Origin of the sequence: Coleofasciculus sp. D1-CHI-01, assembly GCF_040218875.1 — a bacterium.
Lineage (GTDB): Bacteria > Cyanobacteriota > Cyanobacteriia > Cyanobacteriales > Coleofasciculaceae > Coleofasciculus.
The window spans coordinates 14,266-32,846 of record NZ_JAVJQP010000194.1 but is presented as its reverse complement, the minus strand read 5'-3'; the positions used below and the strand labels follow the sequence as shown (position 1 = coordinate 32,846).

Below are 18,581 nucleotides of genomic sequence, written 5' to 3'. Positions count from 1 at the left end.
CCTACGATTGTCCCTAAACCCGCCCCTACGATTGTCCCTAAACCCGCCCCTACGATTGTCCCTAAACCCGCCCCTACGATTGTCCCTAAACCCGCCCCTACGATTGTCCCTAAACCCGCCCTTACAATTGACTGATGAATTACGACAAACTCGATCCAGAACTTGATCACACAAAACTTTATCTGAGTCCTGAAAAAGATGAACTCTTTGAAAAAGGAGTGTGGCCCAAACCATTTGCTTTTAACCAGGATGTGGTCAATATTTTCGATAATATGATATCCCGCTCCGTCCCTCTGTACCAAGAGGTGCTAACCTGTGCGGCTCATTGGGCAAGAGAGTATTATCAACCGGGAACGCGGATTATTGATGTGGGCTGTTCTACGGGGACATTTTTGGAACTACTGGGACGTTTCTTGAAGCAAAACGCTACGCTGGTTGGGATTGATAATTCTCAACCTATGTTAGAGAAAGCCGAGCAGAAGTTAGTTCAGATTAAACAGATACATAAGATTGAATTCATCTGTGACAAGGCAGAAAACTGTTCATTTGAGAATAGTAGCGTTGTCGTGATTAACTACACGTTGCAATTTTTGCCGCTACAGGTGCGTCAACTCTTGCTGCGAACTATCTCCGAGGGATTGGTTCCAGGAGGCTTACTATTCGTAAGTGAAAAGGTCAAGTCGCCCTATCCCCAATTTCAAGAGACAATCACCCGACACTACGAAGCCTTTAAAGCTCATAATGGTTATGCCCGTACTGAAATCGAACGTAAAAAGGAGGCGCTAGAGAATGTTTTAGTGCCTTTAACCGAAGCCCAACAGGTGCAAATGTTGTATGATAGTGGCTTTAATAGCGTTGATTCACTAATTAAATTACATAACTTTATTTCTTGGGTGGCTCTCAAGTAAGAGGTGATTTATACGCATAAATTAATTATAGTTGGATGGGAGGCGAGGAACCGATATGAGTTATCGAGAATTTACATGGTCAAAGGCAAAACAAGATTTTGGGTTACAGACGATTGAGGGCGATCGCTTTTTTCCGGTTCTACCCGAAGTGCAGCCTAGTTCGCTCTTGCAGGAAATCCTGAAGCGCAATATTCCCTGGGCGATCGCGGTTGGCAATGAAAAAGCCCGTTCTGAGGCGATTATTAATCCAATTCTGTTGGAAGTTAAGCAAATCTTAGAGAAGAAAATCAGCGTTTTTTCAGGAGAAGACTTTAATGTAGATCCCGGAGCTGGACTCAATGGCACTTGTGACTTTTTAGTCAGCAAATCACCAGAACAAATTGCGGTGGAAGCTCCGGTTTTGGTTGTCGTGGAAGCGAAAAAAGAAGACCTTAAGCGAGGGATGGGACAGTGTTTGGCAGAAATGGTGGCGGCACAACGCTTTAATCAGGCAAATCAACAAGTAATTCCCACGATTTATGGCAGTGTGAGTACAGGAACAGTTTGGCGGTTTCTCAAGTTAGAGGATAGTATTGTTACGGTAGATTTTACGGATTATCCTGTTCCTCCGGTTGAACAGGTTCTCAGCATTTTAGTTTGGATAACGAGTAACAACTCTGAAAAAGAAACGGATTAAGTATAGGGGCGGGTTTAGGCACTGTAGGGGCGGGTTTAGGCACTGTAGGGGCGGGTTTAGGGATAATTGTAGGGGCGGGTTTAGGGACAATTGTAGGGGCGGGTTTAGGGACAATTGTAGGGGCGGGTTTAGGGACAATCGTAGGGGCGGGTTTAGGGACAATTGTAGGGGCGGGTTTAGGGACAATCGTAGGGGCGGGTTTAGGGACAATTGTAGGGGCGGGTTTAGGGAATCAATTCAGCTAGTCACCGATAAATGAACAACAAAACCCGCCCTCCCCACCGATAAATGAACAACAAAACCCGCCCTCCCCACCAATAACGGAACAACAAAACCCGCCCTCCCCACCGATAAATGAACAACAAAACCCGCCCTCCCCACCAATAACGGAACAACAAAACCCGCCCTCCCCACCAATAACGGAACAACAAAACTCGCCCTCCTCACCAATAACGGAACAACAAAACCCGCCCTCCTCACCGAAAACAGAACAACAAAACCTGCCCTTATTTATGTAAAATTTTATCTATGTTTTAATATAAGACACAGAGATTATATGTACGTGGTGCTTGATTTAAATAAATAAACCATGATAAATCCTAATATCGGTTATCTACCCCCTGATTATCTAGACCGCTACCCCGAAACTTTAGCACGAGAGGAAATTTTATCAGTACGTCAAGAGCGACAATCAAAACTATTCGCCCCTCAAATGAGTCAATATCGCGAAGCGGTGCAGGCGGTTCAGGACATCCACAGTGATTGGTATGACTTCTCTGATGCTGTGGTTAAAGTGGGTCGTGCTGAGGAACTCACCGCCGCACAACAACAGCGATTTTATCACTCATTACAAGCGTTTTGTCCTTGGAAAAAAGGCCCCTTTGAACTGTTTGGGATTACCATTGATGCTGAGTGGCGTTCTGACTGGAAATGGGGGCGAATTTTGCCCCATATCCATTCCCTGAAAAATCGCCGGGTGGCGGATATTGGCTGTCACAATGGCTATTTTATGTTTCGCATGGCGGATCAGGAACCGGAGTGTGTGATTGGGTTTGAGCCAGTTCCTAAGCATTTCTGGAACTTCCAGCTTATCCAAAACATTGTTCAGCAACCGATGCTGACGTTTGAGTTATTGGGGGTTGAGCATATCGATTTTTATCCGAATTTCTTTGATACAATTTTTTGTCTAGGAATTCTTTACCATCATCGAGATCCGATTAATTTGTTGGGAAAATTACGGCAAGCCCTAGCACCTAAGGGAGAAATTATTATTGATTGTCAGGGAATTCCGGGCGAACTTCCTGTGGCGTTGACTCCCCGTAAGCGCTATGCTCAAGCACGCGGAATTTGGTTTTTGCCCACTCAATCTTGTTTAGAGAATTGGCTAGTACGGGCTGGTTTTAGTCAGATTCACTGTTTCTTTGCTAAACCTTTGTCCGTGCAGGAACAACGCCGCACGCCTTGGGCAAATATTGATAGTTTACGCGAATTTCTGAATCCTGATGATTTATCTGTAACGATAGAAGGGTATCCCGCACCCTGGCGCTATTATGTAATTGCTCATAAAAATTAATCAGGTTGGCAACAGCAAATCAACGTCCAACAAAAAGATAGTCTTTGCTCCAGAATCTTGAGGAATCACTGCTACATGACGGGCAATATTTACCGTATCAGAACGACGATAAGATTCCGGTAAAAGCCGAATCGCTGAAAGTGGTACATCTATTAAAATAGGCGCGTCAGCGACAGGAACACCATAGAGTTCACCCGTTTTATTTTGCATCGTTACTAGATATCCTCCCCCATTGGCAGCTTCCGGTAAACTCTCTTTGAAAAAGCGTTGATATAAATCGATAACCGTAATTTCTTCTTCGCCAGAGTGGGTGACTCCCACCTGATTCGTCCCACTTCCATGAACAGGGGCGCGATTCAAGATTTTGTAGACGGATTCAATTGGTAATGCTAGATTCAAGTTTCCCAGGGTAAAAAGAATTAATTTTAATACTTGTTTCGTTTCTTTTGTCGTTTTTTCGGAAAGTACGGATTGATTTTCTTTGGATTGAGTATTCATGACATTACTGTTCATAACAAAAATATTCCTTGAGACAACAAAAATTACAGTTGATGGAGAGGGCGTAGGTCGGTCAGTGGTGTTCTTACTTTTGGTCGGGATCTGGAAAACCTCTCTCCAAACCTCTCTCCGAACCTCTCCCTAGCCCTCTCCTACAAGGAGAGGGAACCGATCAAGGTATTGCAGAGTTTTAAGCTTAAGATGACACAAATGCGCGTCGGGGCTACCCTACGTTTTTTCACCTAATGACAAAGGACAAATGACTAATGACAAATGACTAATGACTAATGACTAACAAGACTATTTTCGCGGATGATATCGTTCAGCGATCCAACAAACTCTTGTTCCAAATAAGGCTTAGTAAAATATCCACTCGCCCCCAACTGCATCGCTAACCAGCGATGTTTTTGACTGCTGCGAGAGGTTAACATAGCAACGGGAACGCTGGACAATTGCGGATCTTGACGCCGTTGACTGAGAAACTCAAATCCATTCATATTCGGCATCTCAATATCACAAACCACTAACTGCACCGATGCACTTTGCTGCAACTGCTCGATCGCCTCTCGCCCATCCCGCGCTTGTAATACCCGAAAACCTGCTCGTTCCAGGGTTAACGCCAGGGTTTGTCGCAACGCCACCGCATCATCGACAATCAAAATTGTCGGTACCTGCACCGTTCTGCTGAGAGTAGTTGCATCCCCTGAACCGATAACCGTTTCGTCTGAATCCGCTTTCGGTACAGGCGTCGCCGTTGGCGTCGTTGCTTCATGGGCAAATTCCAACAGCGCAATCCCATCAATCACTGGAATTACACTCCCATCCCCCAAAATCGTACAGCCGTAGGTATAACTAGGGGGAGAAATCGCCGCCCCAAAGGGTTTAATCACCAATTCTTGTTCTGTAACCAGACGCTCCACTTCCACAGCAAATACCTGCTGATCCTGACGCAATACCAGCATCGGTAATTGCCATGTATCGGGTGCAGACACGGCACCGAAGGCTTGACCGGACAAGCTTTCCGGTAAGGGGCGCTGATAGTCCAACAGTTCCCCTAATCGATACGTCGGTACTAATTGTCCCCGCCAGTGCAGAAACCGTTGCGCCCCGGATTTTTTCACTTGGTTGGCTTTGGGAATGATAATTTCTTCGATACTGTCCGAGGGTAACGCTAACACCGTCGTACCAATGAAACAGACCAATAATTTAGCGATAGTGAGAGTTAAGGGTAGACGCAGCGTAAACGTCGTCCCGCCTCCCGGCGTTGAGGTTACAGAGATTTTACCTTTGAGCGATCGCAACTGAGTCCGCACCACATCTAACCCCACCCCTCGTCCCGATAACTGACTCACTTGCTGGGCGGTGGAAAATCCTGGCTCAAAGATAAATCCCCACAAACGCGCCTCTGAGGTTGTCGCCAGTTCTTGATCAGATAATAATCCTAACTCAACCGCCCGACGCCCAATTCGCTCGGCATTTAATCCTTGACCATCATCCCGGACTTCAATAATTGTTTGACTTCCCTTGTGATACGCCCGAATTTCCATCTGTCCCGATTCTGCTTTCCCCCGTTGACGCCGAATCTCAGCAGACTCAATTCCATGGTCAAAGGCATTTCGGAGTAAATGCAGCAACGGATCATAGAGCTTTTCTAACACCGCTTTATCAACCAAAACCCCTGTTCCGGTTAATTTCAAATTCACCCGTTTGTGATACGTGTTAGACAGTTCTCGTAATACCCGGGGAAACCGATTCAACACCTCCCCAATCGGTAACATCCGCGCCCACATCAACTCATCCCGCAAGTGGTTGAGCATTTGACGCTGCTGTTCCGTGGTTTGATCGGATTTCTTGGCAAATAGGGCGATATCATCAACCGCTTCTTCAAGCTGCACCATTTCTTCTAAGATCCCTTGGATTTGGGAATAGAGAGCGCCGTAGCTATCCATTTCCAAGGAGTCAAAATCCGCTAATGTCTTCAGCGTTCCATCAGGGGCGCGATCCGAGTTCTGAAATCCCAGTGATCGCCCATTACCACCTTGGGACATTGGACGAGCCATCGCCTCCGCACCCGCCATCCTCCCATAGCTGTACCGTTCCGGCGCGACTAGCATCTTATCGGATAAATTTTGCAATTTATTCACAATCTGCCCAAATCGCCCAAATCGATCCAGCAAGGCTCGCACTGATCCCTGTAATTGCTGATTCTGGAGTGATAACCCATTGCGGTTAATCGCTAATTCCCCAACCAAGTTATTCATTCGTTCCAGTCGATCTAAATCCACCCGCACGGATAGAGTCGGCGTGGGGGCTGGTGAACGAGGAGGAGTCGATGCAACGGGATTGTTGCTTGTCAGCTTATTCGATGAAGACGCGGTGAGATTACGCTGAGCCAATGGATTGGAAACCAACGAATTCCCCTGAAACAGGGTTAATTGCGACGCCTCTTCCAGGGCGGGAAGTTGATCAAAAACTTGCTCAATCGATTGAATCGCAACATCCAGGTTGATCGGTTCAGTCGGAACTAATGCAGAGGGTTCAAGTACGACATCCGCTTCGATGTCGGTGACGGTTTCGGGAGTAACCTGGAGGTATTCTTCTGTTTGGGCGAATATAGAAGTCTCCTCATTAACTTCTTGTGTCTCTAAAATCTCCTCACCGTTAGACGTGCCAAAAATATCGTCTAAAGAAGGAATTGATGATGGTGATTCTGCTTTGGCTGGCAGGTTATACGGTTCAGTCTCTTGAGAAAACAAATCGGCGAGTAAAGGAAGCGTTTCCGGTGACGCCGCGATCGCATCCTCCTCGGCAAAGGCTTCAATCGGTTGCCCAACCGACTCTTCCACGTCCACCGAACCCTCGGTTAGTGGCAATCCCAATCCCCAATCACTCGTTTCCCACTCCCCGGAAGCCGTTGGTGCGGGAGATTCAGCCAGGGCAATTAAAGCCTCAGACGGACTTCCTCCCGTCGTCTGTTCACCAGAGAGAACCGCTTGACGGCTAACTTCAAAATCCGCTAATGCTAATTGAGTAATCTCTACAACCCTGTCCGGGTGAACCTCTAACGCCTGTTGAGCCGTTTGTGCGATCGCGCCAAATCCGGGCAAGTTTAAGAACTCAGCAAATCCGGCAAACACTTCAATTTGGGCGCGTAATTCTCCAGCCACTTCATAGTCTTGAGGATTCGCTACCACGGTAGCTAGACGAGTCAACCCTTCAGCGACATCGACTTCAAAAATCGACACCGCCATATTGATCCCCAATTCAGCGGAACTGGGCATATAACTATCCGCCTGAGTCAGAGCATCTCCCAATCGTGCCTCAATTTGGTCAAAAATGGGAATCCCCGTGGATATAGCCGCGTCCACGTCAAAGGAACCGGTGGTAATTTGCGATTTCAGCGGCAAACTCAGACAGTCATAAGCTTGCAGCAGTTTATTTTCTAGCTCAATGTCAATATCTACAGTATCACTATAAAGTGCCTTAAAGATATTTTCCAAGCGGTGAGCTAAAGTCGCGATCGCCTCTAATTCAACACTGGCTGCGCCCCCTTTTAACGAGTGAGCCGCTCGCATTAATTCGTGAACTTTGGCAATGCTACGCTCCTCTCTAAGATTTAATAACCCCGTTTCCAGGATCTGTAAAAGTTCTGGCGCTTCGGCAATAAAAAACTGATAGGCTTGGTCACGAATATCGGGATTAATTGCCATACTTTTGTCCTTTGTCCTTGGTCATTGTTTGTAGTAAGCACTTTAGTGCTAGAAGCGCTAAGGCGCTTACTACGAAACTAATTCAACTTAAACTGACCCACTTCTGCTTGTAACGCTTGCGCCACTTGTCGGAGTTGTTCAAATGAGTACGATACGTCACTAGCTCCTGTGGATGTTTGAGCCGCAATATTTGCCACTTTTGTCATGGTTTCCGTCACCGATTCAGAGGCTCGTGTCTGAATTAATGTGGCTTCGGTAATCGCTTCAACCAGGTCACTAATCTTGTTAGATACAGAGGTAATCTTGTTCAGCGAAGCGCGGGTTTCATCCACAAGTTTTGTACCCATAACCACCTGTTCTGTCCCGGCTTCCATTGCGGTTACCACCTCGTTGGTTTCGGCTTGAATTGCCGCCACCAGCTTTTCAATTTCGCTCGTCGCATCAGCAGACTGTTGAGCCAGCGATCGCACTTCGTCGGCAACCACCGCGAACCCTCGTCCTTCTTCCCCGGCGCGGGCTGCCTCAATGGAGGCGTTGAGCGCCAGCAAGTTGGTTTGGGCGGCAAAGGTGCTAATCAGGTTAACAACCGTGGAAATCTTTTGTGACGATTCACCCAAGTGTTTGACTTTTTTCGCCGTTTCTGCTACTGTTTCGCGGATGGCGAGAATCCCGTCTACAGTACGGTTCATCGCCTGGTCTCCTTCTTGTACCATCTCACCCGCTTCTTGCACAGCCGTTAACGCTTGTTCGGCGTTAGCCGCGACCATTCGCACCGACTGAGCCATTTCCTGGGCGCGGTCAAGGGCGACGGAAATTTCTTCGGCTTGATGCAGCGCTTCTTCGGCTAGGGATTGTACCGCCACTTCATTACTACTCGTAGTATCCACCACTTGACCCGCCGCTGCTTGCACCTGGGTAACAATTTTCCGCAGGTTAGCAACCGTGGCATTATAAGAGTCTGCCACGGTACCGATTTCATCTGCAGTGACTCGTGCGCGAATGGTTAGGTCACCTTTACTAATCGGGTCTACCTCCTTAAGCAGTTCCAAAGCTCGTTGTTGCAACCCTTCTTTCAGTTGACGCTGTTCTTCCGCCAGGTTTCGGGTTTGGTCAAGTAGAGTGAGTCGGTCAAGGGACAGTCGCATCTGGTCTGCTAAGCGTTGGAGAAAATCAATGTCCCCAGGTTGCCATTCGTAGGACTTTTGGCAGTGGTGAACGCTAAGTAAGGCAAAGGGTTGACCTTGCAACATCAGTAAAACATCCAGGGTAGACTTAACTTCCAGATGTTCCATAAATTTCATCTGTTCAGGCGCTAACCCGGCGGTGGCAACATTCGTAATTGCCACAATCCCGTCATCACTGTGAGTCGCTAGCTGTTTTGGCGACAAGGGGGGATATTTGATATTACTATTGAACGCATGAAACTGACCCGCCGTAACCGATTCAGCCGCCACCTCGCCACTGCCATCGGTGTTAAGCCGATAGACAATCACCCGATCCGCTTTATAGATTTTGCGAGCATTGATCACGGCAATGTCGAAGATATCTTGAATCGCTTGGGCGTCAAAGGAACGGACACTGGTAATTTCTGCCAATAAGTTTGCCTTTTCTGCTGCCAAAGTTTGTTGCTGCACCAGGCTGCCAAGCTGTTGAGCCATGTCGTTGATGTTTGCACCCAAGACAGCCATTTCGTCTTCTCCAGCCACATCTAGACGAGTATCCAAGTCTCCCTGACCAATTTGGGTCACCGCGTCGGCGGCACTCACAATCGGGCGGGTAGCGCGGTTAGCAATGGCGGCAGCTACCGCTGATACGAGTAAAGCGGTGAGCGCTGTACCACTGGCTAGGGCGAGAAGTAACTGGCGCTGCGGTTCAAACGCAATCTCGCTTGGTGTGGCAACCATGGCTGTCCAGGGTAGATCTTGTACCCCTTCCAGTTGCTGTTCGGGAGCGTAGGCTAATAAGTCTTGACTGTTTGCAACCGTATCTGTTGTCACTGTACTTCCTGACTTGCCTGCGGTTTTCAATTGCTCAAAATCAACAAACACCTCTGAGGCGCTCTTACCCTGAACATCGGGCTGGTTCGATACAAAAATTTCAGCACCGCCCTCAGACAAGTCCAGTAAATAGTATTCGTCACCGCCAAACCCGAAGTTAGAAATCAGGTCATCGAGAGCTTCTACAGGCATACGAGATCGGATGACGCCAATTAGCTTACCTGTGGCATCTTTCACAGGTGCAGCGGTATGAACCACAAATTTGCCACCGGATTCAGAGATGGTGGGGTTTCCAATATAGGGTTGATCCAGTTTGAGGGCAGCTTGAATGTATTCGCGATCGCTGTGGTTGCCTACAGGATCTCCCTGAGACTGTACAATTACATTGCCCTGGAGATCAAACACAGCAATGCTGTCATAGATTTTGTAGAAATCGACGTAGTTGTCGAGAGTGGCTTGTTTTTGAGCCAGAGTTGTTGATTCAAACAGTGCAGGATCGGTGATAATTTGCAGACTCGCCAGAATCTGAATATCCCCGTATCGTTCCCGCATGAAACGAATCACCTTATCTTCAATACCTTCAGCACGAGCGATTTTCGCGTTGCCAATTTCTTGAGCAATTGCTCGGTCAGCAAAATAGTAGGCAGTGATTCCGGTTACCAGTACAGGAAGCGTACCAATAATGATTGCCAATGCTGTGGCTTTATTTCGTAGATTTAGCCGTTGCCACCAAGAGGTTGATGATTGTGGTTTGGGAATGGTTTGAGTCTTTGCCTTGTATCCTCCCCCATCAGGTTCTAGTCGTTTGAGAGCGTTTGAGGTTTGAGTAGAAAGGCTGTGATCAGAGAGGGGATAATCCTTGAGTGCTGAACCATTATCATTCGGTGTCAGCTTGGAAGTAGCACCGTTATTATTTGTGGAGTTTGTATTAGATGATGTTTGAGTCATGATATGAACCTCATCGTTGAACATCAATAGGGTACGAGAGATATTACTCAACTCATCCGCAAGCCAAAAGAAAGTCTTGCGTTTGGTTAAGCAATACCGGATAGTGCTATGAAATTAAGCGGAATTTTTGGGGTTATATTTGTCAGCTATCGTCAATGGGCAGCGATGGAGTTTTGAGGAACTAACCTTGAGCATGTCATCAGTGTCACTAACCTCTCACTCCCCTCCCCCCATCTTTCCAATAAATCTGTGAAATCAGTGTTTTGACAAATGACAAAATTTACTGAATTTTGGGCATGGCTTCGGTAATAGCTGTGCCATCGAGAACGGCTAACATCTCACCACTGGATTTCACCCAATATCCCCGCAAAAAAGGAGCAAGTTCGGGAGTGACGGGAGCAGAGGGTGGGGATTGAATCCCATCGGGGTTGCACCATTCCATATCTTCGATGCGGTTAACCACAAGTCCTAGAATATGGCTTTTTACCTGAGTAGAGTTGTGCGATCGGGCACGAGTATGTAACACAATTGCGGTGTAGTTTGAAGCACCTGTTATTTGCTGATACCAAGGTGTGAGTCCCACCAGATGTCCGATATCCACCATCCAGAGAATCTCACCCCGCCAGTTATACACACCCATAACCCAAGCAGGTGTATGAGGAATGGGTACAATCTGACCAATGGGAATATGCAACACCTCCGTCAACTGTCTAACGGACAACAAAGCTGTTGTATCGGGTAGCAGATGAAACCGCAAAAACTGTTCTGTGTCACTAGCTACAGACGCCTGCGATCGCGGCTGGATCTCCATGGACGATGATAAGCGGTTTTGGGTTGATAAAGTGTCAGACATGGTAAGGAACTGTTTTGTTTGTAGTAGGCACTTTAGTGCCTTATCCGTGACTTATTAGCACTAAAGTGATGACTACGAACTGTTTTGTTTGTAGTAGGCACTTTAGTGCCTTATTCTTGACTTATTAGCACTAAAGTGCTGACTACGAACTGTTTTAATTAGGGGCGAATGAGCTGTTTAACTGTTCGGACAAGCTCATTTTGATCCACGGGTTTAGCCAGATAAGCATCTGCTCCCTGTTTCATTCCCCAAAATTTATCCATTTCACCTCCTTTTGTGGAACAAATAACGACAGGAATATTGCTAGTTTCAGCCGCCGTTTTTAATTCACGGCAGACTTCAAACCCACTGCGACCCGGTAGCACGATGTCTAAAATAATCACATCCGGTTTTTGCGTGCTAATTTTAGCCAAAGCCTCTTCGCCACTATGGGCAACCAAGACATTGATGCCACCTTGCTGTAAGCAACTGGTGATAATTTGCATATCCGTTGAGGAATCTTCAACAACTAGAGCTGTTCCCATGGTAATTACCTAATGAATACAAAAGAATTTGGTCAATGATAGTTAGTGTTCGCTTCAAGTTCATTCATCGTATTACTAACTCTGAACGATGAAGAATCAATAAACACCCTGTTTTATATGTTTATGGAGTACCGTGAGCAAATTCCTGGAATTTAAAGGTTTGCTCAAGAAATCCGAGGCTCCAACAAATTTGGCGTGAAGTCGATCCGCTGCCCCATCTTTTCCGGTTAAAAAGACAATAGGTGTGTTTTGAAAACAGGACAGTTTGCGTAATTGAGTACAAAGCTCATATCCGTTGACATTTGGCATCACCAGGTCTAAAAAGATTAAATCGGGTTTGCGTACCAAAAGCGTTGGAATGGCTCGCAAGGCATTTTCTACACCAAGAAATCGGTAACCTGCCGCCCCGATTACTTTTTCCATGGTGTGAATCACCCAACGACTGTCATCTACACAAGCAACCAGGGATTGAGTTGAGGTTGCGTTTGCGCTTGTGAGCGGTGTTTTCGGCACATTCGCTTTTCCAGAAGTGGGAGTAATACCCGTGGGATAAGCTTTAACCTTCTCTTTCCCTGGCTCTAAAACGCGCCGTGGCAAGACTTGTCGTGGCGAGACGTGCCGTGGCTCGTCTCTACTTTTTTCTCGGCTTTCCTGCTTGTCAGCACCAACATTTTTTCTATTCCTTGCCGTATTGGGAGTGGGTGCTGGTAAATCAGGAATATTAGTCAGTTCTACCCAGCCTGATTTCAGGTAAGGCATTAATGCTTGAGCAATGTCCCCAACATGCCGACGCTGTTTTACTGCTAAGTCACGTAATGTATGGTGTCTGTCGAGTAAGTTAGTTAACGTTTGGTAAACTTCGGCGGAACAATTTTTTCGTAACTCTTCCGGTTGTTTAATAACCGGAGCTTGATTGGGAGAATACTCTCCAAGCTGGGTATTGTGCCAAGTTTGCCACAAAGATTGGATTTGTGCGATCGCCTGATTAATTTCAATCAAAACCAGTTTCGTCGGTAACGAATAATTATGCTGGATTTGATGGGTTACTTGCTTCGCTTGCGCCAGATCGAACACAACCTCAGTCAGCACCGCACGAATCATATTAGCGGCTTGTTCGGGAGTGATTCGTCGCTGCTTGACCCATAGACACAATAGCTGATAGTCCCAGCACTTTTTAACATTGATACTGGCAAGATCACGCCCAATTGTGTCAGGATGAGTCAAATTTTTAGGGCAGTGAATGGCTAAATTACGATGCCACCGTCTCACCGGATGTACTCCTCCTGTGACATAGAGGATACCGCCTAGGTGCAGAAAAAAGATCCATTGGTGTCCCTTTGGATCGTTCAACACCAGTTCACCGCTAAACTGAAATCGCTGCAAGGTTCTAAGAGACCGAACTTGCTCTAGGGAAGAGAGCGTTGGAGTTGAGATTACAGAGGGAATTTGTCTAGCCGTCATCGGTTTTTTGCTATGACTAAGGGTTTAACAAAAGCCGGAAATGTCTAATAATGTTGGTGTTTTATACCCGCGTTAGACTTCAGTCGCTTTTGAAGGGAACATCACCCTGAAACCTTAGTTAGACAAAGTTTTTTCGTCTAAAAAAGACTATCTTTGCCAACTCTCAGAAGATTTTGAAATTTCTCTATCAGGGAACTAAACAGGAGTGCCATCACTACAGCACTCTGAGCGATATCAGACCTGGAATTGTAGATGCTGGTCTGATCAATGAACACCCTGTATCCCTACAATTAAGCTTGGAGTTCTTCAGCGTTATGCAATGAAGCCGTTGGCGCATTCAGTCATCCAAAACCTTAGAGATGCAAAATTAGTCAATCGCGAGTGGTAGAAGACCTTACTTGGTTCAACTCTTTTTGGAGAGAATTAAAATGTGCAGTTGGTTGGTTTGGCACGTTTGACTCCTGATCGGTCAGAGTTGAGTTTTTCGGTGTTGTCTTACACGTTAGACAACCTGTAATACAGACTAACTTACTTCCGTATGTTTGTCTAGAGGACTCGGAGATGAATTGACTATTTTAGGTAATTTTTCGACAAAGCTTTACAAAAGACTCAGTTTCCTAAAGTTCAGATTAGTCCTGAGTCATAATTGCTTTAGAAATACTAGGTAAATTAACTCAATCTATAATTCCCCTTAACCTTGACCATTGGTTTCACTAGCGGGGCAGACTCCAGGCATTAAAGCAGTAAACTTTTTATCTATTCAAGATATTATTTATAATTCAACAACATTGGCATCTTGAATTATTCTTGCTCGGTGTATTGTTAATATATCTTTACATTAAACGATAAAAAAATGGAGGAAATTACTGATATAGCAGAAAGGGGAAGCAATGTAGAGACGTGCCATGGCACGTCTGGAAGCTGAGGGAGTGATTTCCTAATCAACAAAGGACTAATAAGGAAATTTGAGTGTGTAGGGGCGGGTTTAGGGACTTCGCGCAAGCTGTTAATGATAACCTTTGGTTCAAAACCCGCCCTGACTACGTTTTACGACATCTAACCTTCGCTTAAATTCATTTGACCTCGAAATCCTGTAACAATGCGACTACCATCTTTGAGGATATGAATCTCCATTTGATCAGAAGCCCAGGTGATTTGGTCTTTTAATGCGGGATTAAATACACGAACGCGCTGATTTCGAGAGGAGACGGGTGAATCGGGAGAATTAATAGCCAAGGATTCAACAAAGGGACCATCGACTAAAATATCAAGTTGTCCTAATAACTCTTGTGCGCCTGGAGGAGCATCGGGTGATTGCAGTTCCCCTAACGTAAATCCACTAAATGACATGACATTTAACCCCGCCGCTTTGAGTTTATTAGCTAACTGCGCTAGGGCTGGCGCTTGCCAAAATGGTTCTCCACCAGAAAAAGTGACGCCTTGGTTGCGGGGATTGGACAAAATTTTATCCGCTAATTCATCAACAGCAATTAACTGGTTAATTTCAAAAGACCAGGATGCTGGATTGAAACAGCTAGAACATTCTCGTTTACACCCTTGCACCCAAACAACAGCGCGACAGCCAGGACCATTCACTTCTGACTCGTCAACGTACCCCATAATATTTAGATATCCAGGAGGAATGTCATTGGTTATTTGTCCTTTGTCATTGGTCATTGGTTATTTGTCCTTTGTTATTGGTCTTTTGTCATGATTCAAAGATTTGCACAACGCTTTCACTCAGTCGGGGCGGGTTTAGTTGCATCTGGGTGAGGTCAGAAAGGATAATAGTGAAAGTAGTCAGGGCGGGTTTTGAACAAAACGTTATCATTAACAGCGAGATGAAAGTCCCTAAACCCGCCCCTACAGACGTGCTATGGTACGCCTGGAACACTCAACGGGGAGCGCATCGAACGGGGATATTGGTTGCATCCTGAATTTTAGTGGCAAAGGCTTGTAAGACATCCCCACTCACTTGTTTTAATTGTTGTACAGGATAGGGACGTGATTCTGTCGGGGTATGATTACCACGTCCATCGAGTTGATGGGTTAAGGGTTTAGGGCGGGTGGGGGTGTTGAGTTGAATTTCATCGGGATGTAGCGATCGCACTAATTGCATGTAAGTGTCTTGACTGGTTTGATTCCAAGGGATTAACAGCATTGTTTGTAGTCCTATATGTCCTGGATATCCCTGACGAAACTCCTGGATACCTGTCCAGATTTTCTGCCAATCGAGTTCCATGACAGGACGATTCACACGCCGTAGTTGATCAGGATTCACCGCATCGAGTTTAACCGAGACTTTATCCGCCAAGGCTAACGCCGCCTGCACGTCTGGATCACCTAAAAGCGTGCCATTTGTCAAGACTAAGACAGGCTTGTGAGTCATTTCCTTAACCTGGGAAATAATCTCTGCCAAGTTGAGGGCTAGAGTCGGTTCACCATTACCACTGAGGGTTACCACATCGACATCCCAAGGCGCAAACGCTTGTAACTCTTGGATAATTTTTTCGGTAGGGACAAAAACTTGACGTTGGCTGGTGCGAACTTGAATTTCCCCTAACTGACAATAGACACAGTTAAATGAGCAAGTTGATTGGAGTCCAATGGGATCAATACCCAGCGATCGCCCGTAGCGCCAGGAGTCCACTGGACCATAGACGGAGGTGAATGTGGCGGTTGATTGAGGGGTCATAATTTTTCCTCCTGCGATTAGACGAGGATTCCTCACATCAGTTGGAATGAGGAGATTTCTCAATTATCCTACTCAGTCGCGACAGTTTGCCACTCCAATATGACAACTGAGGGAATTCTCAGGGTAGTTGTGCGATCGCCCTTCATCGGTAGAGACAGTGTAACCCCTGTCGCTGTCGGTAATTCGGACAACACGTCCTTGATATTATACTCACCCACATTCGCTGCCGGGGATTGGTCGGCGAACAGATCCTCAGCCTGCAAAACTTTACCTGTATTTGTCGTAATCTTTAAAGGTTGGGGATGAGCAAATTCTGCAACCCCAGGAAAACCAACCAAACGTAGGCTAATGTCTTTAGCTTCTCCGGCTTTCACCCGTTTGAATAATACGATTTGCCAAGATTGACCCGTTTTATCCTGCAAGGTATGGCGAGATTGATACAAAATCTGTCCGGGGGCTTCTTCGATTTGGCGGATAGAAGCGACGGCTGAGGGAGGGGTGAGGCTTCCCCAACCGATAACCATCAGCAGGACAAATGCACCCAGTAACAGTAGCCTCGATAGCCATCGTCGCATCCCACACCAGATATTGATTTGGGAGTTTGAGTTTTTAATTTTTAATTGTGCCATTTTTGATTTGTTCAAACAACTGTTCCAGAGACGCCATTGAGAGTTTCCCTTTGCCCAGAACCGATTAACCCTGGATTCTGTTCAAATTTAGTCCGTGCCATCTTAGACGGTAGGTTATCTGCATGGGCTGATTCACTCTGTATATGAATATATACCCAAATAGTTATTTTTAAAATAGGTATAGGGAAATTCATACCCCCTTTGCTCAAATCAGGGAAGTTCAGTGTCAAAGATGTTCATCGTTTATTGTGCTAGCGAAGCGAGAAGCCAGCTACATCGTCCTCGGAACTCTACTAGGTAATGAACGATATAGCAGGTTGGCAGTGTCGCGAGTTAGTAGAGGTAGTCCACTTGGTCAGCATTGCGCTATCCTAAAAGGAGTTAGCCCGGAAAAGAAAGATAAAGACTAGGAGGAAGGTATTATAGCTAACAAAGACAAGCAACGAATCAACCGTCAAATCAAGTCTCCTCAGGTTCTCTTGATTGATCATGAGAATAACAATCGCGGTTTGACTGATACTCGTGAGGCTCTACAACTGGCGAAAGATGTAGGTCTGGACTTGGTGGTAGTCTCTGAGCGCAAAGATGCTCCCGTGGCAAAAATTTTGGACTACGGGAAACATCAGTACCAACAAAAGAAACGCCAACGCCAAAGCTCTAAACCAACGCTCAAGGAAGTGAAACTGCGTCCCAATGTGGGCGAGTCTGATTACAGCTTACGCATCAATCGAGCTGTTGAATGGTTAAACAAAGGCGATTCCGTAAAGTTTCAGGTGCGTCTGCGGGGGCGGGAACATCAACATCGCGATCGCGCCACAGAACTGCTGGAGCGTGTGGTGTCTGATCTGGGTGAAGTGGGTAAAGTTCAGTCTTTTGATCGACGGGCACTGGTTGTTCAGATCGTTCCATCCTAGCTTTAACCCAAGGTGGTTGGTGAGATGAGTGCTTAATCAACGTGGCATTCATCCCAGATTAGTGTTACGGTGTAGAAAACGTTCCTACTATCTGCTAATGTCTAATCGCCCCCAACATATTTCAAACCTTAGCGGGATATGAGGTGATCAGCATTGGGTTAACCTGATAAAGGTGAGCTAGTGGGATGTTGAACTTAGGAGGAAAGTCTTATCGCTAAGAAACAGAAACAACTGATTAACCATAAAATCAAATCACCTCAGGTTTTGTTGATTGACCATGAAAACAACAATCGTGGCTTGACAGATACCCGTGAGGCGCTACAAGTCGCTAAAGATGCGAGTCTGGATCTAGTCGTCGTCTCTCAACGTAAAGACGCTCCCGTGGCAAAAGTTTTAGACTATGGGAAACATCAATACCAGCAGAAAAAGCGCCAACGCCAGAGTTCCAAACCAACACTTAAGGAAGTCAAGTTACGTCCCAATGTTGGTGACTCCGATTACGGCTTACGCATCAAAAGAGCGCTTAATTGGTTGGATAAAGGTAATTTAGTCAAGTTTCAAGTGCGCCTGAGAGGGCGAGAACATCAACATCGCGATCGCGCCAGGGAACTACTAGAGCGTGTGATTGATGACCTCGGCGAAGCGGGGAAAGTCCAGTCTTTTGATAAGCGATCGCTGATTGTTCAGGTGGCTCCCGCCTAGATTAGCCTTTTCACTCAGGGATCACTGAGATTATCTGTTGGTAGCTGTTTGGGATAAACCAGGCAGCTTCCTGCTATGTATTATTTTATCTTTACTTTTATTTAAAACAACGGCGATAAACATAAAGAAAGTTGGGCTGGGCATATTCCCAACGATAAAACCTTGTCCTTGAACGAAGTGAAGGAGCCGGAAGCGTCGTGGTAAAACGGCGACGAAGGAAGCCTGCACTGCACCCGTGGGGTTAGTATAGGAGAAGGCAATGGGCAATGGGCAATAGGCAATAGGGGAAAGAGATACAGGGTTTTAATGTAATCTCAGAAAAGACCTCCTAGGTTTACAACTCATTTGCAAATGCTATATACAGTGCTAGTTCAACACAACGGCAAAATTAATCACAAAATGAAGCTGTGATCAACCTTTGCTCTTTTATACTAGACATAGTAAGACTTTACAGAGTTGGGTTCAGGCAAACCAACAAGGATCTGACATTTTG

14 protein-coding genes are annotated in these 18,581 nt (G+C 46.1%); 5 read left to right on the top strand and 9 right to left on the bottom strand.

The window, feature by feature from the left end; genetic code table 11:
* The first annotated feature begins 134 nt into the window (after positions 1–134).
* The 3 genes from cmoA (at position 135) to cmoB (ending at position 3,157) form a co-directional block, all read left to right on the top strand.
* Positions 135–908 carry a carboxy-S-adenosyl-L-methionine synthase CmoA gene (gene cmoA, locus RIB93_RS32565; RefSeq protein ID WP_446379474.1) on the top strand — a complete coding sequence of 258 codons (774 nt, stop codon included), beginning with the start codon at positions 135–137 and terminating at the stop codon, positions 906–908.
* 55 nt (positions 909–963) lie between these two features.
* Complete coding sequence (locus tag RIB93_RS32560) at positions 964–1,584, top strand: hypothetical protein (RefSeq protein ID WP_446379472.1); 621 nt, start codon at positions 964–966, stop codon at positions 1,582–1,584.
* A gap of 589 nt (positions 1,585–2,173) precedes the next feature.
* Positions 2,174–3,157, top strand: a complete 984-nt coding sequence (gene cmoB, locus RIB93_RS32555) for a tRNA 5-methoxyuridine(34)/uridine 5-oxyacetic acid(34) synthase CmoB (protein ID WP_446379470.1) — start codon at positions 2,174–2,176, stop codon at positions 3,155–3,157.
* On the opposite strand, the gene RIB93_RS32550 is transcribed toward cmoB, so the two are convergent.
* From RIB93_RS32550 to RIB93_RS32510, 9 genes are all read right to left on the bottom strand, one after another.
* Positions 3,158–3,670 (bottom strand): chemotaxis protein CheW, encoded by a 513-nt coding sequence (locus RIB93_RS32550; RefSeq protein ID WP_446379468.1) that lies wholly within the window; start codon positions 3,668–3,670, stop codon positions 3,158–3,160. It lies immediately after the preceding gene.
* 269 nt (positions 3,671–3,939) lie between these two features.
* Positions 3,940–7,365, bottom strand: coding sequence for a response regulator (locus tag RIB93_RS32545; protein WP_446379466.1), 3,426 nt, complete (start codon positions 7,363–7,365; stop codon positions 3,940–3,942).
* 77 nt (positions 7,366–7,442) lie between these two features.
* The gene (locus tag RIB93_RS32540; RefSeq protein ID WP_446379464.1) at positions 7,443–10,310 is read right to left on the bottom strand and encodes a methyl-accepting chemotaxis protein; all 2,868 of its coding nucleotides are present in this window, start codon (positions 10,308–10,310) and stop codon (positions 7,443–7,445) included.
* 280 nt (positions 10,311–10,590) lie between these two features.
* The gene (locus RIB93_RS32535) at positions 10,591–11,163 is read right to left on the bottom strand and encodes a chemotaxis protein CheW (RefSeq protein ID WP_446379462.1); all 573 of its coding nucleotides are present in this window, start codon (positions 11,161–11,163) and stop codon (positions 10,591–10,593) included.
* A 158-nt stretch (positions 11,164–11,321) separates the two neighbouring features.
* Entirely contained in the window at positions 11,322–11,687 is a 366-nt protein-coding gene (locus tag RIB93_RS32530; RefSeq protein WP_006104153.1) for a response regulator transcription factor, read from the bottom strand.
* A 96-nt stretch (positions 11,688–11,783) separates the two neighbouring features.
* Positions 11,784–13,148 (bottom strand): response regulator, encoded by a 1,365-nt coding sequence (locus RIB93_RS32525; protein WP_446379460.1) that lies wholly within the window; start codon positions 13,146–13,148, stop codon positions 11,784–11,786.
* A gap of 1,056 nt (positions 13,149–14,204) precedes the next feature.
* Positions 14,205–14,825: a 4Fe-4S single cluster domain-containing protein gene (locus tag RIB93_RS32520; protein ID WP_446379458.1), complete on the bottom strand. Its 621-nt coding sequence runs from the start codon at positions 14,823–14,825 to the stop codon at positions 14,205–14,207.
* A 217-nt stretch (positions 14,826–15,042) separates the two neighbouring features.
* Complete coding sequence (locus RIB93_RS32515; RefSeq protein WP_446379456.1) at positions 15,043–15,843, bottom strand: radical SAM protein; 801 nt, start codon at positions 15,841–15,843, stop codon at positions 15,043–15,045.
* 68 nt (positions 15,844–15,911) lie between these two features.
* Complete coding sequence (locus RIB93_RS32510) at positions 15,912–16,472, bottom strand: DUF3122 domain-containing protein (protein WP_446379454.1); 561 nt, start codon at positions 16,470–16,472, stop codon at positions 15,912–15,914.
* A gap of 419 nt (positions 16,473–16,891) precedes the next feature.
* On the opposite strand from RIB93_RS32510, the gene infC (RIB93_RS32505) reads away from it, so the two are divergent.
* Complete coding sequence (gene infC / locus RIB93_RS32505; RefSeq protein WP_446379482.1) at positions 16,892–17,386, top strand: translation initiation factor IF-3; 495 nt, start codon at positions 16,892–16,894, stop codon at positions 17,384–17,386.
* Between the two features lie 210 nt (positions 17,387–17,596).
* Entirely contained in the window at positions 17,597–18,088 is a 492-nt protein-coding gene (gene infC / locus RIB93_RS32500; RefSeq protein ID WP_446379480.1) for a translation initiation factor IF-3, read from the top strand.
* Positions 18,089–18,581 lie beyond the last annotated feature (493 nt).